The organism is Streptomyces sp. NPDC033177, from assembly GCF_055577715.1.
This window is the reverse complement of record NZ_JBVIPS010000006.1, coordinates 200,342-225,957: the sequence shown is the minus strand read 5'-3', so window position 1 is coordinate 225,957 and position 25,616 is coordinate 200,342. Positions and strand designations below refer to the sequence as shown.

Annotated in this window: 24 protein-coding genes and 1 tRNA gene; 16 read left to right on the top strand and 9 right to left on the bottom strand. The window is 69.7% G+C overall.

Features of this window, described 5'->3' with window-relative positions:
• Positions 1 to 193: 193 nt before the first annotated feature.
• Genes pflB through ACZ5U5_RS21995 form a run of 3 tightly spaced genes read left to right on the top strand, consistent with a single transcriptional unit; the run spans position 194 to position 3,563 of the window.
• Positions 194 to 2,452 carry a formate C-acetyltransferase gene (gene pflB, locus ACZ5U5_RS22005; protein WP_469024194.1) on the top strand — a complete coding sequence of 753 codons (2,259 nt, stop codon included), beginning with the start codon at positions 194 to 196 and terminating at the stop codon, positions 2,450 to 2,452.
• A gap of 27 nt (positions 2,453 to 2,479) precedes the next feature.
• Complete coding sequence (gene pflA / locus ACZ5U5_RS22000; RefSeq protein ID WP_469024192.1) at positions 2,480 to 3,271, top strand: pyruvate formate-lyase-activating protein; 792 nt, start codon at positions 2,480 to 2,482, stop codon at positions 3,269 to 3,271.
• Between the two features lie 37 nt (positions 3,272 to 3,308).
• Positions 3,309 to 3,563, top strand: a complete 255-nt coding sequence (locus ACZ5U5_RS21995) for a hypothetical protein (protein WP_469024189.1) — start codon at positions 3,309 to 3,311, stop codon at positions 3,561 to 3,563.
• 7 nt (positions 3,564 to 3,570) lie between these two features.
• On the opposite strand, the gene mscL is transcribed toward ACZ5U5_RS21995, so the two are convergent.
• The 6 genes from mscL to ACZ5U5_RS21965 form a co-directional block, all read right to left on the bottom strand.
• On the bottom strand, positions 3,571 to 4,050 hold the full coding sequence (gene mscL, locus ACZ5U5_RS21990) for a large conductance mechanosensitive channel protein MscL (protein ID WP_469024187.1): 480 nt from the start codon (positions 4,048 to 4,050) through the stop codon (positions 3,571 to 3,573).
• 135 nt (positions 4,051 to 4,185) lie between these two features.
• Positions 4,186 to 4,593, bottom strand: a complete 408-nt coding sequence (locus ACZ5U5_RS21985; RefSeq protein WP_469024185.1) for a hypothetical protein — start codon at positions 4,591 to 4,593, stop codon at positions 4,186 to 4,188.
• A 331-nt stretch (positions 4,594 to 4,924) separates the two neighbouring features.
• Positions 4,925 to 5,791, bottom strand: coding sequence for an S-methyl-5'-thioadenosine phosphorylase (locus tag ACZ5U5_RS21980; protein WP_469024182.1), 867 nt, complete (start codon positions 5,789 to 5,791; stop codon positions 4,925 to 4,927).
• 75 nt (positions 5,792 to 5,866) lie between these two features.
• On the bottom strand, positions 5,867 to 6,229 hold the full coding sequence (locus tag ACZ5U5_RS21975; protein ID WP_469024180.1) for an FmdB family zinc ribbon protein: 363 nt from the start codon (positions 6,227 to 6,229) through the stop codon (positions 5,867 to 5,869).
• Between the two features lie 67 nt (positions 6,230 to 6,296).
• Positions 6,297 to 7,562 (bottom strand): MFS transporter, encoded by a 1,266-nt coding sequence (locus ACZ5U5_RS21970; protein WP_469024177.1) that lies wholly within the window; start codon positions 7,560 to 7,562, stop codon positions 6,297 to 6,299.
• Positions 7,563 to 7,810: 248 nt separating this feature from the next.
• Entirely contained in the window at positions 7,811 to 9,331 is a 1,521-nt protein-coding gene (locus ACZ5U5_RS21965; RefSeq protein ID WP_469024986.1) for a potassium/proton antiporter, read from the bottom strand.
• Between the two features lie 213 nt (positions 9,332 to 9,544).
• Here ACZ5U5_RS21965 and ACZ5U5_RS21960 point away from each other — a divergent pair, with 213 nt between their 5' ends.
• Positions 9,545 to 12,307, top strand: a complete 2,763-nt coding sequence (locus ACZ5U5_RS21960; RefSeq protein WP_469024175.1) for a penicillin acylase family protein — start codon at positions 9,545 to 9,547, stop codon at positions 12,305 to 12,307.
• Positions 12,308 to 12,375: 68 nt separating this feature from the next.
• Here the strand turns inward: ACZ5U5_RS21960 and ACZ5U5_RS21955 are convergent, their stop codons facing one another.
• Entirely contained in the window at positions 12,376 to 12,987 is a 612-nt protein-coding gene (locus ACZ5U5_RS21955) for a 5-formyltetrahydrofolate cyclo-ligase (protein WP_469024172.1), read from the bottom strand.
• Between the two features lie 94 nt (positions 12,988 to 13,081).
• Here ACZ5U5_RS21955 and galU point away from each other — a divergent pair, with 94 nt between their 5' ends.
• The 7 genes from galU (at position 13,082) to ACZ5U5_RS21920 (ending at position 18,595) form a co-directional block, all read left to right on the top strand.
• Positions 13,082 to 13,987, top strand: a complete 906-nt coding sequence (gene galU / locus ACZ5U5_RS21950; protein ID WP_363211763.1) for a UTP--glucose-1-phosphate uridylyltransferase GalU — start codon at positions 13,082 to 13,084, stop codon at positions 13,985 to 13,987.
• Between the two features lie 4 nt (positions 13,988 to 13,991).
• Positions 13,992 to 15,323: a molybdotransferase-like divisome protein Glp gene (gene glp / locus ACZ5U5_RS21945; protein ID WP_469024170.1), complete on the top strand. Its 1,332-nt coding sequence runs from the start codon at positions 13,992 to 13,994 to the stop codon at positions 15,321 to 15,323.
• Between the two features lie 87 nt (positions 15,324 to 15,410).
• A complete protein-coding gene (gene moaC / locus ACZ5U5_RS21940; RefSeq protein ID WP_469024167.1) occupies positions 15,411 to 15,902 on the top strand; it encodes a cyclic pyranopterin monophosphate synthase MoaC in 492 nt (163 codons plus the stop codon).
• Positions 15,899 to 16,399, top strand: coding sequence for a MogA/MoaB family molybdenum cofactor biosynthesis protein (locus ACZ5U5_RS21935; protein ID WP_469024165.1), 501 nt, complete (start codon positions 15,899 to 15,901; stop codon positions 16,397 to 16,399). Before moaC ends, ACZ5U5_RS21935 begins: the two co-directional genes overlap by 4 nt.
• A complete protein-coding gene (locus ACZ5U5_RS21930) occupies positions 16,396 to 17,019 on the top strand; it encodes a GNAT family N-acetyltransferase (RefSeq protein WP_272902883.1) in 624 nt (207 codons plus the stop codon). The genes ACZ5U5_RS21935 and ACZ5U5_RS21930 overlap by 4 nt, the downstream gene beginning before the upstream one ends.
• Before the next feature lie 197 nt (positions 17,020 to 17,216).
• A complete protein-coding gene (gene sepX / locus ACZ5U5_RS21925) occupies positions 17,217 to 18,443 on the top strand; it encodes a divisome protein SepX/GlpR (protein ID WP_469024162.1) in 1,227 nt (408 codons plus the stop codon).
• Between the two features lie 78 nt (positions 18,444 to 18,521).
• Positions 18,522 to 18,595, top strand: a tRNA-Ala gene (locus ACZ5U5_RS21920).
• Between the two features lie 66 nt (positions 18,596 to 18,661).
• Here the strand turns inward: ACZ5U5_RS21920 and ACZ5U5_RS21915 are convergent.
• On the bottom strand, positions 18,662 to 19,174 hold the full coding sequence (locus ACZ5U5_RS21915; RefSeq protein ID WP_469024160.1) for a GNAT family N-acetyltransferase: 513 nt from the start codon (positions 19,172 to 19,174) through the stop codon (positions 18,662 to 18,664).
• Positions 19,175 to 19,262: 88 nt separating this feature from the next.
• On the opposite strand from ACZ5U5_RS21915, the gene ACZ5U5_RS21910 reads away from it, so the two are divergent.
• Together ACZ5U5_RS21910 and ACZ5U5_RS21905 are read left to right on the top strand one after the other, a co-directional pair.
• Positions 19,263 to 20,063 (top strand): exodeoxyribonuclease III, encoded by an 801-nt coding sequence (locus ACZ5U5_RS21910; protein ID WP_469024157.1) that lies wholly within the window; start codon positions 19,263 to 19,265, stop codon positions 20,061 to 20,063.
• Between the two features lie 226 nt (positions 20,064 to 20,289).
• On the top strand, positions 20,290 to 21,189 hold the full coding sequence (locus ACZ5U5_RS21905) for a DUF6528 family protein (RefSeq protein ID WP_469024155.1): 900 nt from the start codon (positions 20,290 to 20,292) through the stop codon (positions 21,187 to 21,189).
• Positions 21,190 to 21,324: 135 nt separating this feature from the next.
• Here ACZ5U5_RS21905 and ACZ5U5_RS21900 read toward each other — a convergent pair whose 3' ends face one another.
• On the bottom strand, positions 21,325 to 21,969 hold the full coding sequence (locus ACZ5U5_RS21900; protein ID WP_469024983.1) for a MerR family transcriptional regulator: 645 nt from the start codon (positions 21,967 to 21,969) through the stop codon (positions 21,325 to 21,327).
• A 187-nt stretch (positions 21,970 to 22,156) separates the two neighbouring features.
• Between ACZ5U5_RS21900 and ACZ5U5_RS21895 the strand changes: the two genes are divergently transcribed.
• Genes ACZ5U5_RS21895 through ACZ5U5_RS21885 form a run of 3 tightly spaced genes read left to right on the top strand, consistent with a single transcriptional unit; the run spans position 22,157 to position 25,553 of the window.
• The gene (locus ACZ5U5_RS21895) at positions 22,157 to 23,716 is read left to right on the top strand and encodes a flavin-containing monooxygenase (protein WP_469024153.1); all 1,560 of its coding nucleotides are present in this window, start codon (positions 22,157 to 22,159) and stop codon (positions 23,714 to 23,716) included.
• Positions 23,713 to 24,678 carry an alpha/beta fold hydrolase gene (locus ACZ5U5_RS21890; RefSeq protein WP_469024150.1) on the top strand — a complete coding sequence of 322 codons (966 nt, stop codon included), beginning with the start codon at positions 23,713 to 23,715 and terminating at the stop codon, positions 24,676 to 24,678. Before ACZ5U5_RS21895 ends, ACZ5U5_RS21890 begins: the two co-directional genes overlap by 4 nt.
• Positions 24,675 to 25,553: an SDR family oxidoreductase gene (locus ACZ5U5_RS21885; RefSeq protein WP_469024148.1), complete on the top strand. Its 879-nt coding sequence runs from the start codon at positions 24,675 to 24,677 to the stop codon at positions 25,551 to 25,553. The genes ACZ5U5_RS21890 and ACZ5U5_RS21885 overlap by 4 nt, the downstream gene beginning before the upstream one ends.
• The last annotated feature ends 63 nt before the right edge of the window (positions 25,554 to 25,616 follow it).

Below are 25,616 nucleotides of genomic sequence, written 5' to 3'. Positions count from 1 at the left end.
GTGTGGTCCGGGTGGGCCGAGTGTGGGAGCACTCGGCCCACCCTCGTTTTCCGGTCCCGGCGCTTCTGTGGGGCCCTAGACGGGAAGAAAGGGGACTTTCAGCCCTCGATCGAGGACCATTGCGGCCTCCCTGATCGATCAAACCGGAGTGGAATGGAGGTGTAGCGACGAAGCGATACGAAAGGTGCGGACCATGACTGCCACTCCTGCGGAAGCAACGGTGCACGGCGAGGCGTGGGACGGTTTCAAGGGCGGCCTGTGGCGGGACGCCGTCGACGTCCGCGACTTCGTGCAGCAGAACTACACCCCGTACGAGGGCGACGGCTCCTTCCTGACCGGCGCGACCGAACGCACCACCCAGGTCTGGCAGAAGCTCCTGGCGATGTTCCCCGCGGAGATCGAGCGCGGCATCCACGACGTGGACGTGACGACCCCGTCCCGCATCGACGCCTTCAGGCCCGGCTACGTCGACGCCGACCGCGACCTGATCGTCGGCCTTCAGACCGATGCCCCGCTCAAGCGCGCCATCATGCCCAACGGCGGCTGGCGGATGGTCGAGGGCGCGCTCAACGCCTACGGCTACGAAGCCGACCCCGAGGTCAAGGACATCTACACCTACCTCCGCAAGACCCACAACGAAGGTGTCTTCGACGCCTACACGCCCGAGATCCGCGCCTGCCGCTCCTCGGGCATCATCACCGGCCTGCCCGACGCCTACGGCCGCGGCCGCATCATCGGCGACTACCGCCGCGTCGCGCTCTACGGAGTCGACCGCCTCATCGCCGAGAAGGAAGCCGACAGGGACCTCCTTGCCGAGGAATGGGCCACCGAGGACGTCATCCGGGCCCGCGAGGAGACCTCCGAGCAGATCAAGGCGCTCGGCGAGCTGAAGTCCATGGCGCTGTCCTACGGCCACGACATCTCCGGCCCCGCCACCTCGGGACGCGAAGCCGTCCAGTGGCTGTACTTCGCCTACCTGGCCGCCGTGAAGGAGCAGAACGGCGCGGCCATGTCGATCGGCCGCATCGACAACTTCCTCGACATCTACCTCCAGCGCGACATCGAGGCCGGCCGCATCACCGAGACCGAGGCCCAGGAGTTCATCGACGACTTCGTCATCAAGCTCCGCATCGTCCGCTTCCTGCGCACCCCCGAGTACAACGAGGGCTTCTCCGGCGACCCGACCTGGGTCGCCTGGTCGATGGCCGGCATCGGTGAGGACGGCCGCCCGCTCGTCTCCCGCACCACGTTCCGTGCCCTGCAGACCCTCTACAACCTGGGCCCCGCCCCCGAGCCGAACCTGACGGTCTTCTGGGCACGCGAACTGCCCAAGGGCTTCAAGGACTTCGCAGCCAAGGTCGCCATCGACACCTCGGCCATCCAGTTCGAGTCCGACGACCTGATGCGCCCCAAGTACGGCGACGACACCGCCATCGCCTGCTGTGTCTCGGCGATGGCCGTCGGCAAGCAGATGCAGTTCTTCGGAGCCCGTGTCAACGTCGCCAAGGCCCTCCTCTACGCGATCAACGGCGGCCGCGACGAGAAGACCGGCAAGCGCGTCGTCGAGGGCTTCGAGCCCATCGAGGGCGACTACCTGGACTACGACACCGTCGTCGAGCGCTACGACGCCATGCTCGGCTGGCTCGGCAAGACGTACGTCCACGCGCTGAACGTCATCCACTACATGCACGACAAGTACGCCTACGAGCGCATCGAGATGGCGCTGCACGACCGGGAGATCCTGCGCACGATGGCGTGCGGCATCGCGGGCCTGTCCGTCGCCGCCGACTCGCTCTCCGCCATCAAGCACGCGAAGGTCAAGGTCATCCGCGACGAGACGGGCCTCGCCGTCGACTACGAGATCGAGGGCGAATACCCCGCCTACGGCAACAACGACGAGCGTGCCGACCACATCGCCCGGCGCATCGTCTCGGACTTCATGGGCAAGATCCGGCAGCACCCGACCTACCGGAACGCGGTGCACACCCAGTCCGTCCTGACGATCACCTCGAACGTCGTCTACGGCAAGAAGACCGGCAACACCCCCGACGGCCGCCGCGCGGGCGAGCCGTTCGCCCCCGGCGCCAACCCGATGAACGGCCGTGACCAGCACGGCTACATCGCCTCCGCGCTGTCGGTCGCCAAGCTCGACTACGACGACGCCGAGGACGGCATCTCGCTCACCAACACCATCACGCCGGACGCCCTGGGCCGCACCCCAGGAGAGCGGGTCCGGAACCTCTCCGGAGTCCTCGACGGCTACATGGCGAGCGACGGCTTCCACATGAACGTCAACGTGCTCGACAAGGCGACGCTCCAGGACGCCATGGAGCACCCGGAGAACTACCCACAGCTGACCATCCGGGTCTCCGGTTACGCGGTCAACTTCGTCCGCCTGACCCGCGACCAGCAGCTCGACGTCATCAACCGCACCTTCCACGGCTCCCTCTGAGCCCCTCAGCAGTCCGGGAGTCTTGCCATGGCTGTTCTGCTCGACACGGCGACACCGGAGACCCCGGCGGCCGCGGTCACCCGGCGCCCCGTCAACGGGTCCCTCCACTCCTGGGACCTGTCCACCGGCGTCGACGGCCCCGGGACCCGCTTCGTCACATTCCTCTCGGGCTGCCCGCTGACCTGCCTGTACTGCCACAACCCCGACACCTGGCGGATGCGGAACGGTAAGCGGACCAGCGCCGACGACGTGATCAAGGAAGCCGCCAAGTACACCAAGTTCATCGCGGCGGCGGGCGGCGGAGCCACCGTCAGCGGCGGCGAACCCCTCCTGCAGCCCGTCTTCACCGGCGAACTGCTGCACCGCCTCAAGCACGAACTGGGCCTGCACACCGCCCTGGACACCTCCGGCTTCCTCGGCGTGCGCGCCACCGACGCCCTGCTGCGTGACGTCGACCTCGTGCTCCTGGACATCAAGTCCTGGGACCGCGACACGTACAAGAGGGTCACCGGGCGGCCGCTGCGACCCACCCTCGACTTCGCTCGCCGTCTCGCGGACCTCGGCAAGGACGTCTGGGTGCGCTTCGTCCTCGTCCCCGGCCTCACCGACGACCCGGAGAACATCGAGGGCGTCGCCCGCTACGCCGCCTCGCTCGGCAACGTCTCGCGCGTCGACGTGCTGCCCTTCCACAAGCTGGGCGAGGCGAAGTGGGACGCCCTCGGCAAGGACTTCACCCTGCGCGACACCCCCTCGCCGACCCCCGGGCAGGTGGCCGCCGCCAGGGAGATCTTCGCAGCTCAAGGGCTCACAGCCGTCTGAAGGACGCTGCGATGCCCCACCGACGTACCCTGGACGCATGAGCACCGCCCCCACCCCCGAACCGCGCGATCCGAAGGGATCGGAGACCCCGGAGACCCCGGAGACCCCGAAGGACTCCGAGGCGCCGAAGAAGCTGCGGAATCCCAAGAGCGCTCTGGTCTTCGACGATCCGCTGTCGCAGCAGTCCTCGGACGACACGGACCGCGGGTGGGGCGAGCGGCCTTCGGCCGGCGGCGACAGCGCCGCCGATTTGGCGCGCTTCCTCGACGAGAAGCCGCCCCACCACTTCTGAGCGCGCGCTAGCGCTCGTCGTGCCCCGAGCCGCGCTGCGCCACCACGGCGTCGCGGATCTCCTTGAGGACCTCCAGCTCCGTGATGTCGATGACCTCCTGAGTGCCCTCCTTCTCGGCCCTCCGCGCGGCCTGCCGCGCCAGATACTTCGCCATGGGCAGCACCATCAGGAAGTAGACGACGGCCGCGGTGATCACAAAGCTGAGGGTCGCGCTGAGGACGGAACCCCACATGATCGGGATGCCGCTCTCGACGGTGCCGTCCGCCTTCACGACACACGGCGACTGAAGACACGAGCTGTAGTGGTCGAGGTCCTTCGTCCCGAAGGCGCCGACCAGCGGGTTGATGACACCCTTCACCACGGAGTTCACGATGTTCGTGAACGCGGCTCCGATGACCACCGCGACCGCCAGGTCGACGACATTGCCGCGCATCAGGAAGGCCTTGAAGCCCTCCCAGAGACTCGGCTCGTTCTTCTCGCTCACCACGAGGCCTTTCGTTGCACATGCAGTTCGTGAAACAGACAGCTTCGCAAACTACGTCAGGGCCTGGTAGGACTGTCCAATTGGGTAAGCCGAACGAGCGACTTGACAGAAGATCGGTGCAGTCGCACACATCGTGAGTCAGCACAGGGTCACCGCCAGACGCATGCCCGCGCCCGCTCCGGCGAGCCGCGTCGCCGTCGCCCGTGGCACGGAGAGCACGAGCAACGCCCCTGCCTCGGCGGCGCTTTCGGCATCGCCCGCCTGACGCTCGGGCACCTCGGTCACCCTCGCCCCGGCCGCCACCACCCGCGACGTCGATCCGTCCGAGGCCACGACGTCGACCCGGTCGCCGCGGTGCAGCAGACGCACCGTCTCCGCGTCCGCGATCCGCACCGGCGCCGTCACCATGGCGGCGGCCCGCGGCTGCTCGGCCCGCGAAGGCGCGGCGGCGGCAGCGGTCGGAGGCCCCTGCGCCCGCACCTGCCCGGCATCACGCGGTCCGGCGGCCACGAGCGCCGCAGCGGTCACGGCCAGCCCCGCGGCCATGGCCCGCCGCCTGTGACGCAGCAGCCTTCGCAGGCGCCGGTGCCCGCCCCGTACCCGTACGGGAGAGAAGTGCGGGACCGGGCACGGCGGGGGAGGTGAAGGGGAGGAGATGTCTGAGGAAACCTGCGGCATGTCGGCCACCACCTGCGGAGAGTTCGGGAGCTCGGGAGAGCTGCGGATCTTGCCTTCCGCTCTCACGATGCAGGCCCGCGCCGAATCCCGCTGAGCCCCGTGCACTACTCGCCGGTTGTGGACAACTCCGTCACCCGAAGGGGAAGTTCCGGCCTACGTTCCGGCCCAACTTCCGGCCTAGGCAGGCGATGCGGGCCCCTCACGGCAACGGAATCCCCGGCTCCATCCCGCCCAGCGCCCCCGCGCACAGACAGTCCCGCTCACCCTCGGCGGGCAGCCCCGCCACCGCGTCGAACAGCACCGTCCGCAGCCGGTCCACATTCGCCGCGAACACCTGGAGCACCTCTTCGTGCGAGACGCCCTCGCCGCTCTCCGCACCCGCGTCCAGGTCCGTGACCAGCGTCAACGACGTGTAGCAGAGCTCCAGTTCACGGGCGAGCACGGCCTCGGGGTGCCCGGTCATGCCGACCACCGACCAGCCCTGCGCCGCGTGCCAGAGCGATTCGGCCCGGGTCGAGAACCGTGGCCCCTCGATCACCACGAGCGTCCCGCCGTCCACCGGCTCCCACTCCCGCCCCCGGGCCGCCTTCAGCGCGGCGCTGCGCCCGGCGGGGCAGTACGGGTCGGCAAGCGACACGTGCACGACGTTCGGAATGCTCCCATCCGGCAGCGGAACCCCGTCGAAATACGTCTGCGTACGCGACTTGGTGCGGTCCACGAGCTGATCGGGCACCAGCAGAGTCCCCGGCCCGAACTCGGGCCGCAGCCCGCCCACCGCACACGGACCGAGCACCTGCCGCACACCCACGGAGCGCAGCGCCCACAGGTTGGCGCGGTAGTTGATGCGATGCGGCGGCAGATGGTGTCCGCGGCCGTGCCGGGGCAGGAACGCGACCCGCCGCCCGGCGAGGTCCCCGACGAACAGGGAGTCGCTGGGCGCCCCGTAGGGAGTGTCGACCTGGAGTTCGGTCACGTTGTCGAGGAAGGAGTAGAAGCCGGAGCCGCCGATGACACCGATCTCGGCCCGCGTCGCGTTCGCCGTGTTCGCGTTCGCCGTATTCACCATGCCGAGCACAGTAGCCGGGCCGGGAAATGCCGAGGTCCCCGCTGCCGTACGACAGCGGGGACCCGGAAAGAGAAACTAGGCGGCCGACGAGCTCGAGGAGCCGGCCGACGACCCCGAGGAGGAGCCCGACGACTTCGAGTCCGACGACGAGGAAGAGGACGCCGAAGCGCTCGCGGTGGACTTGGAGTCCGACGACTTCGAGTCCTTGGAGTCCGAGGACTTCGACGCGTTCGCGGTCGACGGCGTGCTGCTCGACGACGAACCGCGGCTGTCGTTGCGGTAGAAACCGGAGCCCTTGAAGACGATGCCGACGGCCGAGAACACCTTCTTGAGGCGTCCGTCGCAGCTGGGGCACACGGTCAAAGCGTCATCCGTGAACTTCTGCACCGCCTCGAGGCCCTCGCCGCATTCGGTGCACTGGTACTGGTACGTCGGCACTTGCTTCCTCCTGGCACTCTCACTCGATGAGTGCTAACGACGATCCATAGTGACCTATTCCGCGAGATCAGTCCACCGTGACCGGCTCGCGGTGACCCACGCCACGTGCCACGGTGCGTCCGACCGAGCGCGGAACGAGCCGCGAGCGCAGGGTCACGAGCACCGCGAGAGCCAGGGCCGTACCGCCGAGCGGCACCAGGAATCCGGCGCCGTCCCAGAAGCGGTCCTCCAGCTGTCCCGCGACCGTGACGGCCGCGGCCTGGCCGAGCGCGACGGCACCGGTGAGCCAGGTGAACGCCTCGGTGCGGCCGGAGGGGTCCACGAGACGGTCGACCAAGGTGTAGCCGGTGATCAGGGCGGGCGCGATGCAGACGCCGACCAGGAGGCCGAGCCCGGCGAGGAGCACCACGGAGTGCGCGGCCCACAGCCCGGAGGCCATCAGGGTCAGCGCCGCGTACCCGACGAGGAGGCGCCGCTGCGGGGCGATCTTCCAGGCGATGGCGCCGCAGACGAGCCCGGAGAGCATGTTGCCGGCCGCGAACGTGCCGTACAGGACGCCGTTCAGGCCGGGCTCGCCGATGGACTCGGTGAAGGCGGCAAGCGAGACCTGCATGCCGCCGAAGACGGCGCCGATGCCCAGGAAGGTCACGATCAGGACCCGCACACCGGGGATGCGCAGCGCCGAGGTGTGCTCCACGCGCGCGTGCTCCTCGCGGGAGGCGGGCTTGGGCTGGGTGCTCTTCTGCGCGGCGAACAGCAGGCCGCCCACCAGGGTCAGTCCGGCCTCCGTGAAGAGACCGGCCGCCGGGTCGATGGTCGTGCACAGCGCGGTCGCGAAGAGCGGGCCGAGGACGAACGTCAGCTCGTCCGTCACCGACTCGAAGGCGGCAGCCGTGCCGGCGAGCGGGGTGTCCTGGAGCTTGACGCCCCAGCGGGCCCGCACCATGGGGCTGATCTGCGGCTGCGAGGCGCCGGTGGGCACCGCGGCGACGAAGAGGGCCCACAAGGGGGCGTCCGAGAGCGCGAGCACCGTCAGGGAGAGCACCGAGACGGTGTGGATGAGGACGCCGGGCACCAGAACGGCCCGCTGGCCGAACCGGTCGGCGAGCTTGCCGCCGAAGGGGGCGAACACCGCCATGGAGACGCCGGTGACGGCCGACACGGCGCCGGCGACGCCGTACGAGCCGGTGGTGTGCTGCACGAGCAGCACGATGGAGATGGTCAGCATCGCGAAGGGCTGGCGTGCCGCGAAGCCGGGCAGGAGAAACGTCCAGGCGCCGCGGGTGCGCAGCAGCTGTCCGTATCCGGGGCGGGAGGTGACCGTGGATGCCACGGCCCGTGCCTTTCTGCCGCCTGGTAGCGCGGCCCCCTTGTTCAGGGGGACGGTGCCGAGAGCTGTCCTCTTGCGCGGAACTGCGGTAGATGCCGGTTGCCCACTGCGAGGGCATGCGGCCGCCATACGGTCGGCGCCAGCTCTGCTTCAGACAGAGTTGGTTCGATCAGTTGGTACAGAAGAAGTGTGCCTTCATCGTACAGGGAATGGGGCGAGGGGACCTGTGAATACGGAGAATGAGGCGCCCGTCACCTGCGATTACTCCGATCATCTGCGTCCTGACCAGCGGTTCCCAGCCATCCGGCCAGTTTTCCGCCCTGTCCGACGGCCCGCAGTCGCCGCTCCGCCGCGTCGCGCACCGGATCCGTCGCGACCACCAGGAGCTCGTCCCCGCGCTGCAGCACGGTCGTGGGCTGCGGCACGAATGATTCGCCGTTGCGAACGACGAGCGTGACCGCGGCGCCCGCGGGCATCCGCAGTTCCCCCACCTCGACGCCGTGCATCCGCGATCCCTTGGGGATCCCCACCGAGAGCAGGTGCCCGCGAAGGCGCTCCAGGGGCGCCGACTCGATGCCCAGGTCGGCGGCGCCCGAGGAGTCGCCCAGACGCAGCTTCCTGGCCAGCCACGGCAGCGTAGGACCCTGGATGAGGGTGTAGACGACGACCAGGACGAAGACGATGTTGAAGATCCGCTGGCTGTCGTCGACGCCGTTCACCATCGGGATCGTGGCCAGGATGATGGGCACGGCTCCGCGCAGGCCCGCCCAGGACATCAGGGCCTTCTCCTGCCAGGGCAGGCGGAACGGCACGAGGCTGATGACGACCCCGAGGGGTCTGGCGACCATGGTCAGGATCAGGCCGATGATGATCGCGGGCCACATGTCGTCAAGCAGGTCGTGCGGGGTGACCAGGAGGCCGAGCAGGACGAACATGCCGATCTGCGCGATCCAGCCGAGCCCCTCGGCGAAGCCCCGGGTCGCGGGCCAGTGCGGCAGTTTGGCGTTGCCGAGGACCATCGAGGCGAGATAGACGGCGAGGAATCCACTGCCGTGCGCCATGGCTCCGGCCGCGTAGGCGGCGACGGCGATGGCCATCACGGCGATGGGATAGAGACCGGACGCGGGCAGTGCCACGTGCCGCAGGCCGAAGGCGCCGAGCCAGCCCACCGCGATGCCGATCGCGGCGCCGATCGCGAGCTCCAGGGCGATCTCGCCGAGCAGGACGTACCAGTGCTCCACGGGGCCCGCCATGGAGAAGGCCACGACCAGGATCACCACAGGGGCGTCGTTGAACCCCGACTCCGCTTCCAGGATGCCCGTCACGCGTGAGGGCAGCGGCACCTTCCGCAGCACGGAGAAGACCGCAGCCGCGTCCGTCGAGGAGACCACCGCGCCGATGATGAGTGCCTGCCGCCACTCGAGGCCGACCAGATAGTGGGCACCGGCGGCCGTCACGCCGACGCTCACCGCGATGCCGACGAGCGACAGGACGGCGGCCGCGGGCAGCGCGGGTCTGATCTCTTTCCACTTCGTGCCGAGGCCGCCCTCGGCCAGGATCACGACGAGCGCCGCATAGCCGATGACCTGCGTCAACTCGGCATTGTTGAAGGTGACGTTGCCGATGCCGTCCTGGCCCATGGCAATGCCGATGCCGAGGTAGAGGAGCAGGCTGGGGAGCCCACTGCGCGACGAGATGCGGACCGCCGCGACAGCGACGAGCAGGACGAGCGAGCAGATGAGCAGAAGCTGGTTGAGGTCGTGGACAGTCAGGGGCCGTTCCTTCCTCCGCGCGAGCCAGGTACTTCGTTACCTTACCTAATTGTTAACGCTTCCTTGACGCCGTCGAACTCTCGTACGAGGCGTCGCCATGTAGGTTCCTGACTCCGCGTCCGAGGCCGCAGTGCCCTGCGCCTACAGTTGCTCCAGCGCTCCCACCACCGCCCAGCCAGCCCTGCCGCTCGCGTAAGGACAGCAAGGACAGCGATGCCCTCGAATACCACCGCCTCTTCCGGTCATAAGTCCGGCAAGAAGAAGGGGCGCCGAGCCCGCCTCCTCGTCATCGTCCTGGTCCTGGCCATCGTGGCGGGCATCGGCTACGGGGCGTACTGGAGCGTCAGTACGGTGCGTGCCTCCTTCCCGCAGACCAAGGGGACGATCAAGCTCGACGGCCTCGCCGGGCCCGTCGACGTGAAGCGCGACGGCAACGGCATCCCGCAGATCTACGCCGAGTCCGACGCCGACCTGTTCATGGCCCAGGGCTTCGTCCAGGCGCAGGACAGGTTCTGGGAGATGGACGTCCGCCGCCATATGACCTCCGGTCGCCTCTCCGAGATGTTCGGCAAGGGCCAAGTAAAGACCGATGAGTTCCTGCGGACGCTCGGTTGGCACCGCGTGGCGCAGAAGGAATACGACACCAAGCTCTCGCCCGCGACGAAGAAGTACCTCCAGGCATACTCCAAGGGAGTCAACGCCTACCTGAAGGACAAGAGCGGCAAGGACATCTCCCTGGAGTACGCCGCCCTCGGCTTCACCAACGACTACGAGCCCCAGGAGTGGACCCCCGTCGACTCCGTGGCGTGGCTCAAGGCCATGGCCTGGGACCTGCGCGGCAACATGCAGGACGAGATCGACCGCTCCCTGATGACCAGCCGCCTCGGCCCGTCGCAGATCAAGGACCTGTACCCGGAGTACCCGTACGCGCGGAACAAGCCCATCGTCCAGGAGGGCGCCTTCAACAGCGTCACCAAGGAGTACGACGGCAAGGGCAGCAGCACGGGCAGCCAGTCCCAGACCGGCGGCGCCGCGGGCACGGGCCTCGCGGGCAACGCCCAGGCCCCCGACGGCCTGCAGTCCCAGCTGTCGGGCCTCTCCGACATCCTGGACAGCGTCCCGGACGCGGGCCTCGGCCCGAACGGCAACGGCATCGGCTCCAACTCCTGGGTGGTCTCCGGCGACCACACCATCAGCGGGAAGCCACTGCTCGCCAACGACCCGCACCTGTCACCGCAGCTGCCGTCCGTCTGGTACCAGATGGGCCTGCACTGCCGGACGGTCTCCAAGGACTGCCAGTACGACGTCTCCGGCTACACCTTCGCCGGCATGCCCGGCGTGGTCATCGGCCACAACCAGGACATCGCCTGGGGCATGACGAACCTGGGCGCCGACGTCACCGACCTCTACCTGGAGAAGTTCGAGGGCGACGGCTACGAGTACGACGACAAGGTGCTGCCCTTCAAGACGCGCACGGAGACCATCAAGGTCGCCGGCGGCAGTTCCAAGAAGATCACCGTCCGGGAGACCGGCAACGGACCCCTGCTGTCCGACCGCGACGACGAACTGGTGAAGGTCGGCAAGAAGGCCACCGTCGACAGCGCCGCCCCCGACCGGGGCGACGGCTACGGAGTCTCGCTGCGCTGGACCGCGCTGCAGCCGGGCAAGTCGATGGACGCCGTCTTCGAGCTCAACAAGGCCAAGGACTTCTCGGACTTCCGCAAGGCCGCCTCTTCTTTTGAAGTGCCTTCGCAGAACCTGATCTACGCGGACACCAAGGGCCACATCGGCTACCAGGCGCCGGGCAAGATCCCGGTCCGCGGCAAGGGCGACGGCGCGCTTCCCGCGCCCGGCTGGGACTCGGACTACCGCTGGACCGGTTACATCCCGCAGGCCGCGCTGCCTTACGAGTACGACCCGAAGCGCGGCTACATCGTGACCGCCAACCAGGCCGTCATCGACGACGAGAAGTCCGACTACCCGTACAAGCTCACGTCGGACTGGGGCTACGGGGCGCGCAGCCAGCGCATCACCGACCTGATCCAGTCGAAGATCAAGGACGGTGGGAAGGTCTCCACCGAGGACATGCGCACGATGCAGATGGACAACAGCAGCGAGATCGCCAAGCTGCTGGTGCCCAAGCTGCTCAAGATCGACGTCAAGGACAGCTACGTCCGTGAGGCGCAGAAGCTGCTCGAGGGCTGGGACTACACCCAGGACCCCGATTCGGCGGCGGCCGCGTACTTCAACTCGGTCTGGCGCAACATCCTCAAGCTCTCCATCGGCAACAAGCTGCCCAAGGAGCTGAGGGTCAAGGGCCAGTGCCTGAACGTCGAGCCGGCCGGGAACACGGGTCCCGCCGACGAGGCCGAGCCAGTGCGCGAGTGCGGCCAGCGTGACGCGGAATCCGCGCAGCCCGACGGCGGCGACCGCTACTACGAAGTGATCCGGTCGATCATGGACGACCAGGACAACGACTGGTGGAAGTCGCCCAAGACCCGCACGGACGCCGAGACCAAGACCCGCGACCAGCTGTTCGGCCGGGCGCTGGAGGACGCGCGCTGGGACCTGACGGCCAAGCTCGGCAAGGACGTCGACACCTGGAGCTGGGGCCGCCTGCACCGGCTGACCCTGAAGAACCAGACCCTGGGCGTTGAAGGCCCCGGCTGGCTCCAGTTCATGCTCAACCGCGGCCCGTTCAAGCTGGGCGGCGGCGAGGCGGCGGTCAACGCGACCGGCTGGAACGCGGCGGGCGGCTACGGAGTGCAGTGGGTGCCTTCGATGCGCATGGTGGTGAACCTCGACGACCTCGACAAGTCGAAGTGGATCAACCTCACCGGTGCTTCGGGGCACGCCTACAGCGCGCACTACACCGACCAGACCAGCAAGTGGGTCAAGGGCGAGCTGCTGCCGTGGTCCTTCTCGGACGACGCCGTGAAGAAGAGCACGAACGACACCCTGGTGCTGCGGCCCTGAACCGCCGCACGCAGCAGTGAAAGGGCCCTCCACGCGCGCGTGGAGGGCCCTTTCCGTCATCGGGGGCCTCAGCGGAAGTGGCGTGCTCCCGACGGGGTGACGACGGCGTGCACCGGCTTGTCGTGCGGCTCCCGGGGGACGTGGGCGACGACTTCGGTGTCGTACAGGAGCACCACGAGGGCCGGATCGGCCCCTGCCCGCCCGAGCCGGGCGAGCACCCTGTCGTACGACCCTCCGCCGCGCCCCAGGCGCATCCCGCGCGCGTCCACGGCCAGGCCCGGCAGCAGCACGACGTCGGCCGCCACGACCGCGTCGGGGCCGAGGCGTGGCCCCGAGGGTTCCAAGAGCCGGATCTTTCCCGGGTGTTGCACGGGGGCCAGCGAGCCATCGCCCTCGTAGGCCGCCCAGTCCAGGTCGTTGTCATCGAGGAGCACCGGCAGCAGGACCCGCGTCCCGCGCGCGTGCAGGGCGTCAAGGAGGGCGCGCGTCCCCGGTTCGCTCCCCACGGAGACGTACGCGGCGACCGTGCGCGCCCCGGAGAGTTCCGGCAGCCCCAATGCGCGGTCGGCGAGAACCGCGGCGGCCTTCTGCGCGTCATCCCTAGTCAACCGGCTTCTCACCGCGAGGATTTCTCCGCGCAAGGTGCGCTTGGTTGGTTGGTCCGAGCCGGTTTCTTGCATGACGTGCTCACAAATCCTTCCAGGTGCGCTCATATGAGAACAAAGTGCCCGGAGCCACAGATTCCGCACATACTCACCGGTTATGGTTACGGACATGACTGAGTCTCACCCCCCGCGGATCAGCAAGGCTGTCATTCCCGCAGCAGGTCTCGGAACCCGGTTCCTGCCGGCGACCAAGGCCACTCCCAAGGAGATGCTGCCGGTCGTCGACAAGCCGGCGATCCAGTACGTGGTCGAGGAGGCCGCCTCCGCCGGCCTCGACGACGTCCTCATGATCACGGGCCGCAACAAGCGCCCCCTTGAGGACCACTTCGACCGCAACTACGAGCTGGAATCGGCCCTCCTGAAGAAGGGCGACGAGGCGAGACTGGCGAAGGTCCAGGAGTCCAGCGACCTCGCCACGATGCACTACGTACGCCAGGGCGACCCCAAGGGACTCGGTCACGCCGTTCTGTGCGCCGCCCCGCACGTGGGCAACGAACCGTTCGCGGTGCTCCTCGGCGACGACCTGATCGACCCGCGCGACCCGCTCCTCGCCCGCATGGTCGAGGTCCAGGAACGGCACGGCGGCAGCGTCGTCGCCCTCATGGAGGTGGCCCCGGAGCAGATCCACCTCTACGGCTGCGCAGCCGTGGACGCCACGGACGAGGGCGACGTCGTGAAGGTGACGGGCCTGGTCGAGAAGCCCGACCCGGCGGACGCCCCCAGCAACTACGCCATCATCGGGCGTTACGTCCTCGACCCCCACGTCTTCGACATACTGCGCAAGACCGAGCCGGGCCGCGGCGGCGAGATCCAGCTCACCGACGCCCTCCAGCAGCTCGCCGCGGACGAGAAGGTCGGCGGCCCCGTGCACGGCGTCGTCTTCAAGGGCCGCCGCTATGACACCGGCGACCGGGGCGACTATCTGCGTGCCATTGTCAGACTCGCGTGCGAACGTGAAGACCTGGGCCCGGACTTCCAGGCCTGGCTTCGCAGTTACGTGTCCGAGGAGATGTAGCACTTTGAGCAGCAGCGCGACGACCGAAGTCACCGGCCAGGAACACGTCTGGTCGGTGAGCGAGCACCTGGACGACATCCTCGGATCCGTCCGCCCCCTGGAGCCCATCGAGCTCCAACTCCTCGACGCCCAGGGCTGCGTCCTCGTCGAGGACGTCACGGTGCCCGTCTCGCTGCCGCCCTTCGACAACAGCTCCATGGACGGTTACGCGGTCCGGGTCGCCGACATCACGGGCGCGAGCGAGGAGTTCCCCGCCGTCCTCACGGTCATCGGCGACGTGGCCGCAGGCCAGACCGAGCAGCCGGAGGTCGGCGCGGGCCAGGCCGCCCGCATCATGACCGGCGCCCCGCTGCCGCCCGGCGCGGAGGCCGTCGTCCCCGTGGAGTGGACCGACGGAGGCCTCGGCGAAGGCCCCGTCTCCGGAATGCGCGCGCACAGCGGCGCCCCCGAAGGAGCCTCCGGCGAGGTCCGCGTGCACCGCCCCGCGGAAGCACGCGCGCACGTGCGGGCGCAGGGCAGCGACGTCCGGGCCGGCGACCGCGCGCTGACCGCGGGCACGGTCCTCGGCGCCCCGCAGATCGCCCTGCTCGCCGCGATCGGCCGGGGCACGGTGAAGGTGCGCCCCCGCCCCCGCGTGGTCGTCATGTCCACCGGCAGCGAACTGATCCAGCCCGGCGAGGAGTTGGCCAAGGGCCAGATCTACGACTCCAACAGCTTCGCCCTGACCGCCGCGGCCCGCGACGCCGGAGCGATCGCCTACCGCGTGGGCGCCGTCGCCGACGACGCCGAGACGCTGCGCTCCACCATCGAGGACCAGCTGATCCGCGCCGACCTCATCGTCACCACGGGCGGCGTCAGCGTCGGGGCGTACGACGTCGTGAAGGAAGCCCTCTCCTCCGTGGGGGACGAGGACGAGGACGGCAGCGGCATCGAGTTCCGCAAGCTCGCCATGCAGCCCGGCAAGCCGCAGGGCTTCGGCTCCATCGGCCCCGACCACACCCCGCTGCTCGCCCTGCCGGGCAACCCGGTGTCGTCGTACGTCTCCTTCGAGATCTTCGTGCGTCCCGCGGTGCGCGCCCTGATGGGCCTCCCGGACGTCCACCGGCCCACGGCGCGCGCGGAGCTCACCGCCGACAAGGCGCTGACCTCACCCGAGGGCAAGCGGCAGTTCCTCCGCGGGCAGTACGACGCCGAGACGGGCGACGTGCGGCCCGTGGGCGGTGCGGGCTCCCACCTCGTCGCGGCCCTCGCCCACGCGAACGCGCTGATCGTCGTCCCGGAGGACATCACATCGGTGGAGCCGGGTACGGACGTCGAAGTGGTCCTGCTCGGCTGAGAGGCGCGTCCGCGCGGTACGGTGTCGCGCACATAGGCCCCCTTGCGCCGCACCGCCGGAGGGCCCGGACCGGGAGCGCCACAGCACATGAGTACCGAGCAGCGACTGACGCACATCGACGAAGCGGGCGCCGCCCGCATGGTCGACGTATCCGCGAAGGACGTGACGGCGCGCACCGCGAGCGCCAGTGGCCGCGTCCTGGTCTCGCCCCGCGTGATCGAGCTGTTGCGCGGGGAAGGCGTCCCCAAGGGTGACGCCCTGGCCACCGCGCGGATCGCGGGCATCATGGGCGCCAAGCGCACGCCCGACCTGATCCCGCTCTGCCATCCGCTGGCCGTCTCCGGGGTGAAACTGGACCTCTCCGTGGCGGACGACGCCGTCGAGATCCTCGCCACGGTGAAGACGACGGACCGTACGGGCGTCGAGATGGAGGCGCTCACCGCGGTGAGCGTCGCCGCCCTCACGGTGATCGACATGGTCAAGGCCGTCGACAAGGGCGCGGTCATCACGGACGTGCGCGTCGAGGAGAAGACCGGCGGCAAGTCCGGGGACTGGAGCCGCGAAGGAGCCGGAGCATGACCGCCTACCGCGCACTGGTCGTCACCGCCTCCAACCGCGCGGCCGCCGGGGTCTACGCCGACAAGGGCGGGCCGCTCATCGCCGAGGCGCTCACCGCCCTGGGCTTCGAGGTCGAAGGCCCGCAAGTCGTCCCGGACGGTGACCCGGTGGAGCAGGCCCTGCGCGCCGGCGCCGACGCCGGGTTCGACGTGATCCTCACCACAGGCGGCACCGGCATCTCGCCCACCGACCGCACCCCCGAGGCCACCCGCGCCGTCATCGACCACGAGGTGCCCGGCATCCCGGAGGCGATCCGCGCGTACGGCAGGGAGAAGGTCCCCACGGCCGCGCTGTCCCGCGGTCTGGCCGGGGTCGCGGGCCGCACCCTCATCGTGAACCTGCCGGGCTCCACCGGCGGCGTACGGGACGGCATCGCCGTACTGGAGCCTCTCCTCACGCACGCCGTCGAGCAGCTGCGGGGCGGCGACCATCCAAGACCCCCGGGTGGTGCGAGCTGAACAGCCCTTCCTGGCCCGTCGAGCTGACGGACGGCGACGTCGCCCTCCGTCCGATAAAGATGCGCGACCAGCGGCCCTGGCGTGAGGTCAACCGGCGCAACCGGGACTGGCTGCGCCCCTGGGAGGCGACGATTCCGCCGCCCACGCCGAGCGGCCCGATCGTGCACCGCCCGACGTACCGGCAGATGGTCCGGCATCTGCGCGCCGAGGCGCACGCCGGGCGCATGCTGCCCTTCGTGATCGAGTACCAGGGGCGGCTCGTCGGGCAGTTGACGGTCGCCGGGATCACCTGGGGATCGATGTGCTCGGGCCATGTGGGCTACTGGGTCGACCAGTCGGTCGCGGGCCGCGGTGTGATGCCGACCGCCGTCGCTCTCGCGGTCGATCATTGCTTCCGGTCGGTCGGGCTGCACCGTATCGAGGTCTGTATTCGCCCCGAGAACGGGCCGAGTCGCAGGGTCGTGGAGAAACTCGGATTCCGCGAGGAGGGGCTCCGTCCACGTTATCTCCACATCGACGGCGCCTGGCGTGACCATCTTGTCTTCGCGCTCACCGCGGAAGAGGTACCGGAAGGGTTGCTGCGGCGCTGGCACCAGGCACGACCTCGGAACACCGCGTAAATAGAATAAGTGTTTGAAATATTTCCGTGATCGACCGCCTGAGGCCCGACTTGGTCCCTCTGAGGCATTAATTTCACGGTCCCGGTGGCCTGTTGATCGCATCAGTCACAAAAAAAGTTCGAGATATCAGCCAGATCGTGCGACACACCGGCTCAATTGGCAGATGGCCTCTAGCAAACCCCTCTACCGTGTGAGGCGTGAGCAGCAGCGGCCTCATCTACGCAGTCATCGTCGGGGCCTGGGCCGCCTACTTGGTGCCGATGTGGCTCCGTAGGCAGGACGAGCTCAATGAAGCCCGTCCGACGGAACGCTTCAGCACCGCCATCCGGCTCCTGTCCGGACGTGCGGGGATGGAGCGCCGGTACGCCAAGGACCTGCAAGCGCGCTCGCCTGAAGAGGAGGAGTCGCGCGACCCGGACGACGCCACCGGCGCGGTGGACGTCCGGGCCTTCGTCGCGCCCCCGCATCGACAGGGCGCCCAGGAAGAGCGGCCCGCGGCGAAGCCCCCGGCCAAGCCTTCCGTGAAGGCCCCGGTCCCGACACCGGCCCCGGTTCCGACCCCGGCCCCCACCCCGGCCCCCACCCCGGCCCCGACCGGACCCCGGTCCCCGCAGTCGGCCGCCCGGCGAGCCGCGTCGGCGGAAGCCGCCGCGCGCGCCCGGCGCACGAAGGTGCTCGCGCGCCGACGGCGTACGACGGTGATGCTGTTCATCGCCTTCACCGCCGGCACGGTCGTCGCCGCCGTCGGAGGGCTCGCGTTCCTCTGGGCGCCCGCGGCGCCGGCCGCGCTCCTGAGCGCGTACATCGTGTATCTGCGGGGCCAGGAGCGGCGCCGCTACACCTACACCATGGACCGGCGCCGGGCCGAGGTCGCCGCCCAGCGCCTGCGCGAGCGCCAGCCACGCAGGCGTGCGCCGGGCGGCGGCGCGGACGCGGTCGTCGACGAACCGGAGGAAGGACCGGGCCCCGAGACGGAGACCGGCCTCTCCGCGCTCGCCGCCGACCGCCGCGCCCTGGTCGAGCAGACCGACCACGCCGAGTGGGTGGACCAGCAGCGCGAGCGCCAGCGCCGCCCCGGCCACGGCGACAGCTGGGACCCGGTGCCGGTGCCCCTGCCGACGTACGTGACCGCGCCGGTCGCCCCGCGGGCCACCGGTGACGTCGACTTGGGCGCTCCTGACGCCTGGAGCTCGGCACGGTCCAGCTCCGTGGAGCCCAGCGCGGACGAGGCACGGGGCGAGGCCGCCGAGAGCGAGTACGCCGATTACGCCGAGGCCGCGGAAGGCGCCGACAGCGCGGACGGCGGCGGTGGCCGCAGCGACGCACGCCGGGCCGCGTCCGCGCGCAGGGCCCGCGAACGCGGACGCACGCCCCTCTTCGATCAGTACGACGACGGGGAGCGGCCGCGGGCCGCCAACGAGTGATGCCTGACCAGCGAGGGACCGGCCAGGAACGGATTTCCAAGCACCCGGATCGGGATGCTAGAGTTTCACTCGTTGCAAGGGCCTGTGGCGCAGTCTGGTAGCGCACCTCGTTCGCATCGAGGGGGTCTGGGGTTCAAATCCCCACAGGTCCACTGCACATGAGATCCCGTCCGGTTCTTCGAACCGGGCGGGATCTTTGCGTGCGCCCCGCGCGCCGTCTACAGCGGCTTCGCGAAGCAGCGGCTCAGGTCCTCGAAGCGGTAGTGGCCGAACTTCGAGGGGGCCGGGGTGTAGCCGGTCGAGGTGTAGAGGGCTATGGCCTCCGGCTGCTTCGTGCCCGTCTCCAGGACCATGCGCGTACGGCCCGCCGCCCTCGCGTCGTTCTCCAGGGCCGTCAGGATGAGCCGGGCCAGGCCCAGGCCGCGGGCCTCCGGGGTGACGTACATGCGCTTGATCTCGGCGTCGCCGTGCGCGTAACCCTCGTCGTTCTCCTCGTGGCCGCGCCAGCCGCCAGTAGCCACCGGGGTGCCGCTCTCGTCGTACGCGAGGAGGTACAGGCCGCGCGGGACGGTGAACATGGCCGGGTCGAGGGGTGTGACGTCGCCCTCATCTCCGTACCGCTCCGCGTATTCGAGCTGCACGCGGTCGTTGAGCCTGACCGCGTCGGGGTGGTCGAAGGGGGTGGGGCGCAGCTCGACGGAGGCCCGGTGCGCCGGTGACTGAATACTCATGCGAAACATCGTACTTCTATGCGGTGACGTGTGGGTGTGCATTTTTACGTGTGCGGGTGTCCATCAAGTGTGCCGGTATCGTTCCGGGATGCTCCAAGTGACCAGTGTGAACGTGAACGGGCTGCGCGCCGCCGCCAAGAAGGGCTTCGTCGAGTGGCTGGCCGAGACCTCCGCCGACGTGGTCTGCCTCCAGGAAGTGCGGGCCGAGCCCCAGCAGCTGCCGGCCGAGGTGCGGGAGCCCGAGGGCTGGCACGTGGTCCACGCGCCGGCCGCCGCCAAGGGGCGCGCGGGTGTCTCCCTCTATACGCGCCGTGAGCCGGACCGTGTGCAGATCGGATTCGGGTCGCAGGAGTTCGACGGCAGCGGGCGCTACGTCGAGGCCGACCTGCCCGGCGTCACGGTCGCGAGCCTGTACCTGCCCTCGGGTGAGGTCGGCACGGAGCGGCAGGACGAGAAGATCCGCTTCATGGATGAGTTCCTCACGTACCTGAAGGGTCTCAAGGTGCGGGCGGCCGCCGAGGGGCGGCAGGTCGTGGTCTGCGGTGACTGGAACATCGCGCACCAGGAGGCCGACCTCAAGAACTGGAAGGGCAACAAGAAGAACTCCGGCTTCCTGCCCGAGGAGCGTGCCTGGCTGAGCGAGGTCTTCGAGGGGGAGGCCGGGTACGTCGATGTCATGCGGGCGTTGCATCCCGACGTCGAGGGCCCGTACTCCTGGTGGTCCTACCGGGGGCGTGCCTTCGACAACGACACGGGGTGGCGGATCGACTACCACGTGGCGACGCCGGGGCTCGCGCAGCGTGCGGTCAAGGGCTTCGTGGAGCGGGCGGCCAGTCACGAGCAGCGGTGGTCGGACCATGCGCCCGTCACGGTGGTCTACGACATGTGATGCCGCGCGGCGCCATGGCATGTTGCGAGCGCGTACCTGACAATGTCTCAACTGTCAGCCGTGTGGGGGTAACTTCATGTCCGGTATGTCGAGACCGTCTCGTCGGGGTGTGCTGCTCGGGGCTCTGGGCGCGGGGATCGGGGCGGGTCTGCCGGTGGCGGCGGGGTCATCCGCCGCAGCCGGTGACGGTGGAGGTGCCGGAGGGGTTCCTCGGCGGACACCGCCCGTGCTCCTCACCGAGCAGGCGACCCAGCAGATCCTCGTGCTCGACCCGCGGCGCAGGGTCTGGGACCCCGAGGAGAATCCGTCCGTCGTGCGGTGGGCGTTCTCGCCCCGGGAGCGCGAGGGGTACGAGGATCTGCGGCCCGACGACAGCTTCGTGTATCCGAGCGAGTCGAAGGTGCGCAGACACAAGAAGCGTACGTACGTCCTGACCACCGCGTCCTTCGGCTTCGTCGCCGTCGTCGACTACCCCTCGGGGAAGCGGTATTGGGGTGCGGCGATCGGGCCGGGCGACGACCTCTTCAATCCGCACAGCGCGGAGATCCTGCCGGACGGCAATGTCGCGGTGGCGTGCAGCACGGGTGCGCTGGTCAGGCTGTACGCGGCGTCGCAGGGGCCGCGGGCCTCGCGGTTCGCCGAGGCGGAGCTGAAGGGTGCGCACGGGCTGCACTGGGACGGTACGCGCGAGGTGCTGTGGGCCATCGGTGACGATGAGTTGGTCACGTACGAGGTGGGTGGGACGCGGGCCAGGCCCACGTTGCGGCTCCGGTCCTCGGTCGGGCTTCCGGTCGGGACGCCGGGCAAGACTCCCGGCGGGCATGATCTCTTCCCCGTGGCCGGGCGCCGGGGGCGGCTGTGGGTGACGACGAACGCGTCCGTCTTCCAGTACGACATCCGGGGCAAGGCGTTCGTGCAGGACTTCGCCGGGGCCGAGGAGATCTCCCGGAAGTCGGTGAAGGGGGTCGGCGACGATCCGCGTACGGGGCAGGTCATCTCCACCGTGCCGGAGGGCGGGCTTGAGGAGACCTGGTGGACGACGAAGGTGAGTGTCCATCGGCCGCGGGGGGAGTATGAGTTGGTCGGGGGCGGGATCTACAAGGCTCGGTGGTTCCTGCCGCGGTGAGGGCGGCCCTGCGGGGCTTCCCCCGCTGCACCCATTAGCGCGCTCCGCGCGCGGGCACCCCTTCCCGAAACCAAGGGGCTCCGCCCCCTGGACCCCCGAAAAGATGTCCTCAAACGCCGGACGGGCTGAATGGCCTCAGTTCTCCTCCGGCTTCTCCGATGCCAAGCGGCGGTCCAGCGCCATCGACAGTTCCGCCTCCACCACGCTCTTCGCCAGCGGACGCAGGCGGTCGATGCTGACGTTGCCCGCCTCGGGCGGCGTGTGCGCGCGGATGATCGTGATGAACAACTCGGCCAGTGCGTCCGCGTGTTCGCGTACGCGCTGGCCCGCCTCCAGGACCGCAGCCAGTGGGATGCCCTCGCGGACCAGGGTCGAGGAGACGTCCAGGAGGCGGCGGCTGACGTGGACGATCTCCTCGCCGTCCGTGCCCAGGTAGCCGAGGTCGAGGGCCGCGGCGAGGTTCTCGGGGGTGACCTCGCCCGCGAAGTGGTCGGCCAGTTCTTCGGGGGTGAGGCGGACCGGCGTCTCCTCGGTGGGTTCGCCGATGCCGAGGAGTTCGCCGACGTCCCGGCCGTTCTCGAAGGCCTCCGCGAGTTCCGCGATGCCGCTCAGGGTGTGGCCGCGCTCCAGGAGGGCGGCGATCGTGCGGAGTCTGGCCAGGTGGTGGTCGTCGTACCAGGCGATACGGCCCTCGCGGCGGGGTGGCGGGATCAGGCCGCGCTCCCGGTAGAAGCGCACGGTGCGCACCGTGATGCCGGCCGCCCTGGCCAGCTCCTCCATGCGGTACTCGCGTGTCTCTGCCACGGCAGCAGCCTATGTGCTGCCGGATCGCGCGTGCGTTCGGTCGAGATCTACCGGCGGTAACTCGGTACGCCAGACCCCTACCCATCAGTAAGCAGGTGTTCTAGTCTCCCCATTGCGCCAGTGGTCACTGGCAGAGTCGTGAAGCAGTTCGGGAGGCGGCGGCATGGCCGAGGACGAGCGCCAGCAGGAGCGCGAACGCGAACACGTGCGGGTGGCGGTGATCGGGACCGGATTCGGCGGGCTCGGGGCCGCGGTCCGGCTGCGCCGCGAAGGCATTACCGACTTCGTCGTCCTGGAGCGGGCCGACGCCGTCGGCGGCACCTGGCGGGACAACAGCTATCCGGGCTGCGCGTGCGACGTGCCCTCGCACCTGTACTCGTTCTCCTTCGCGCCCAACCCCGACTGGCCGCGCACCTTCTCGGGCCAGGAGAAGATCCAGGAGTACCTGGAGCGAGTCGCCGACACCTTCCGGCTGCGCCCGCACATCCGCCTCGCCACCGAGGTGAAGCAGCTGCGCTGGGACGCGGAGCAGCTGTGGTGGGAGGTCGAGACGAGCAACGGCACGCTCACCGCCGATGTCGTCGTGTCCGCCACCGGGCCGCTCTCCGACCCCAAGCTCCCGGACATCCCCGGCCTCGACACCTTCGAGGGCAAGGTCTTCCACTCCGCGCGCTGGGACCACGACTACGACCTGCGCGGCAAGCGCGTCGCGATGATCGGCACCGGCGCCTCCGCCATCCAGATCGTGCCGGCGATCCAGCGCGAGGTCGGCAGGCTGACCCTCTTCCAGCGCACCCCGCCCTGGGTGATGCCGCGCATGGACCGTGCCATCAGCAAGGCCGAGCGCTGGGTGCACCGTCAGCTGCCGTTCACCACGCAGGCCCGGCGCGGAATCCTGTGGGGCATACGGGAGTTGCAGGTCCAGGCGTTCACCAAGCGGCCGAACGAGCTGGGCGCGGTCGAGCAGCTGGCCAAGCGGAACATCGCCCGCGCCGTCAAGGACCGGGACCTGCGGGCCAAGCTGACACCGTCGTACCGCATCGGCTGCAAGCGGATCCTGCTGTCCAACACCTACTACCCGGCGCTCGCGCAGCCCAATGTCGACGTCGTCGCCAGTGGGCTCAGCGAGGTGCGCGGGAACACCGTCGTCGCCGCGGACGGCACCGAGACCGAGGTCGACGCGATCATCTTCGGCACGGGATTCCACGTGACGGACATGCCGATCGCCGACCGTGTGGTGGGCGCCGACGGCGGGACGATGATGGAGTCCTGGAAGGACGGCATGAAGTCCCTGCGCGGCGCGACCGCCGCGGGCTTCCCGAACTTCATGACGGTCATCGGCCCGAACACCGGCCTCGGCAACTCCTCGATGATCCTGATGATCGAGTCCCAGCTGAACTATCTCGCGGACTACATGCGGCAGTTGGACGTGCTGGGTGGCCGGGCCGCGCTCGCCGTGCGCACCAGCGCCGTGGACGCCTGGAACGACAAGGTGCAGGAGCGCATGAAGCGCACCGTGTGGAACACCGGCGGCTGCAACAGCTGGTACCTCGACGAGAACGGCGTGAACACGACGATCTGGCCGGGCACGACGAGCGAGTTCCGCGCCGCCACCCGGCGGGTCGATCTCGCCGAGTACGAGGTGGTGCGGCCCCCCAAGGTGAGCGCGGAAGTGGTGGCGCCGAAGTCCGGCAAGGCGAAGAAGGTCGAGGCAGGGGCATGAGCAGGCTGACGCATGTGACGAGCGGGCCGTTCGCGCCGCCTGCTGCCGCACGGGAGCTGACCGTCGTGTCGGCGGACGGCGCGCGGCTGCACGCCGAGGTGCACGGACCCGATGGCGCGCCCGCGGTGGTGCTCGCGCACGGGTGGACCTGCTCGACGGCCTTCTGGGCGGCGCAGATACGTGAACTCGCCGTCGACCACCGGGTGATCGCGTACGACCAGCGGGGGCACGGGCGCAGTGTCGCGCCGGACGGGGTGGAGGGGTACAGCACCGACGCCCTCGCCGACGACCTCGAAGCGGTGCTCGCGGCGACGCTGGAGCCGGGGGAGCAGGCCGTGCTCGCCGGGCACTCCATGGGCGGCATGACGATCATGGCGGCGAGTACGCGTCCCGGGTTCCGGGAGCACACGGCCGCCGTCCTGCTGTGCAGCACCGGGAGCGCCGGGCTCGTCGCCGCGTCGACCGTGGTGCCGCTGCGGGCCGGGCGGGTCCGGACGCGCCTGACGCGTTCGGTGCTCGGGGCGAAGGCGCCGCTGGGACCCGTCACGCCGTTGGCCCGTCGGCTCCTCAAGTACGCCACGATGGGCCCGGGTTCGTCCCCGGAGCGGGTCGAGGTGTGCGCGCGGATCGTGCACGGCTGCCCGCGGGTGGTGCGCTACCGCTGGTCGCACGTCCTGGACGAGCTCGCACTCGACACGGGCGTCCTGGAGCTGACCGTGCCGACCGCGATCATCGCGGGCACCGCCGACCGGATGACGCCCGTCACGCTCGCGCGGCGCCTGGCCGGGATGCTGCCGGAGTCCCTCGGCCTCACCGAGCTGCCGGGGATCGGCCACATGACGCCGGTCGAGGCGCCGGAAGCGGTCACGGCGGGGATCAGGGGCCTCGTGGAGAGGTACGTAGGGGTGGCCGGTCAGCACGTCCAGGTTCAGGTTCAGGGGCTCGAAGGGAGCAGCGCATGAGCAAGGTCAGCCTTGAGGGTCAGGTCGCGGTCGTCACCGGGGCGGCGCGTGGTGTGGGGGAGCTGCTCGCGCGCAAGCTGTCGGCGCGGGGTGCGAAGATCGCGCTCGTCGGCCTGGAGCCGGACGAGTTGAAGCAGGTGGCGGGGCGGCTGCACACCGAGGCCGAGGCGTGGCACGCGGACGTCACGGACCATGCCGCGATGGCCCGGGTCGCCCAGGAGATCAAGGAACGGTTCGGCAAGGTCGACATCGTCGTCGCCAACGCGGGCGTCGCCAACGGCGGCCCCTTCGTCGAGTCCGACCCCGAGGCGTGGCGCCGGGTGATCGAGGTCAACCTCATCGGCAGCGCGGTGACGGGACGGGCGTTCCTGCCGGTCCTGATGGAGAGCCGCGGCTATCTCCTGCAGATCGCCTCGCTGGCGGCGATCACGCCGGCGCCGATGATGACGGCGTACTGCGCGTCGAAGTCGGGCGTCGAGGCGTACGCGCACTGTCTGCGGGCCGAGGTCGGCTACAAGGGCGTGAAGGTGGGCGTCGGTTACCTGTCCTGGACGGACACGGACATGGTGCGGGGCGCGGACGAGAACGACGTGATGCGGGAGTTGCGGCAGCGCCTTCCGTGGCCGTCCAACAAGACGTACCCGCTGGGTCCGGCCGTCGACCGGATCGTCGCCGGGATCGAGCGGCGGTCGAGCCATGTGTACGCGCAGTGGTGGCTGCGGGGGATGCAGGGCATCCGGGGGTACCTGCCGGCGCTCATCGGCACGGTCGGGCAGCGCGAGATGCGGCGCTTTGAACCCCGGCTGGGCTCGGTCTCCACGGGGCTCGTGGGCGCGGGCGGCTCCGCCGACGAACAGGCCCGTACCGGGCGGTAGTTGGCGTCGCAGCGATGAGGCCCCCGGCGTCCCGGGGGCCTCGTCGCGGTCAAGCGCGGCGCA

Coding starts and splice junctions, on each gene's coding strand:
- pflB (WP_469024194.1), top strand. CDS start 194: ATGACTGCCACTCCTGCGGAAGCAACGGTGCACGGCGAGGCGTGGGAC.
- pflA (WP_469024192.1), top strand. CDS start 2,480: ATGGCTGTTCTGCTCGACACGGCGACACCGGAGACCCCGGCGGCCGCG.
- ACZ5U5_RS21995 (WP_469024189.1), top strand. CDS start 3,309: ATGAGCACCGCCCCCACCCCCGAACCGCGCGATCCGAAGGGATCGGAG.
- ACZ5U5_RS21985 (WP_469024185.1), bottom strand. CDS start 4,593: ATGGCCGCGGGGCTGGCCGTGACCGCTGCGGCGCTCGTGGCCGCCGGA.
- ACZ5U5_RS21980 (WP_469024182.1), bottom strand. CDS start 5,791: ATGGTGAATACGGCGAACGCGAACACGGCGAACGCGACGCGGGCCGAG.
- ACZ5U5_RS21960 (WP_469024175.1), top strand. CDS start 9,545: ATGCCCTCGAATACCACCGCCTCTTCCGGTCATAAGTCCGGCAAGAAG.
- ACZ5U5_RS21955 (WP_469024172.1), bottom strand. CDS start 12,987: ATGCAAGAAACCGGCTCGGACCAACCAACCAAGCGCACCTTGCGCGGA.
- galU (WP_363211763.1), top strand. CDS start 13,082: ATGACTGAGTCTCACCCCCCGCGGATCAGCAAGGCTGTCATTCCCGCA.
- moaC (WP_469024167.1), top strand. CDS start 15,411: ATGAGTACCGAGCAGCGACTGACGCACATCGACGAAGCGGGCGCCGCC.
- ACZ5U5_RS21935 (WP_469024165.1), top strand. CDS start 15,899: ATGACCGCCTACCGCGCACTGGTCGTCACCGCCTCCAACCGCGCGGCC.
- ACZ5U5_RS21915 (WP_469024160.1), bottom strand. CDS start 19,174: ATGAGTATTCAGTCACCGGCGCACCGGGCCTCCGTCGAGCTGCGCCCC.
- ACZ5U5_RS21910 (WP_469024157.1), top strand. CDS start 19,263: ATGCTCCAAGTGACCAGTGTGAACGTGAACGGGCTGCGCGCCGCCGCC.
- ACZ5U5_RS21900 (WP_469024983.1), bottom strand. CDS start 21,969: ATGGAGGAGCTGGCCAGGGCGGCCGGCATCACGGTGCGCACCGTGCGC.
- ACZ5U5_RS21895 (WP_469024153.1), top strand. CDS start 22,157: ATGGCCGAGGACGAGCGCCAGCAGGAGCGCGAACGCGAACACGTGCGG.
- ACZ5U5_RS21890 (WP_469024150.1), top strand. CDS start 23,713: ATGAGCAGGCTGACGCATGTGACGAGCGGGCCGTTCGCGCCGCCTGCT.
- ACZ5U5_RS21885 (WP_469024148.1), top strand. CDS start 24,675: ATGAGCAAGGTCAGCCTTGAGGGTCAGGTCGCGGTCGTCACCGGGGCG.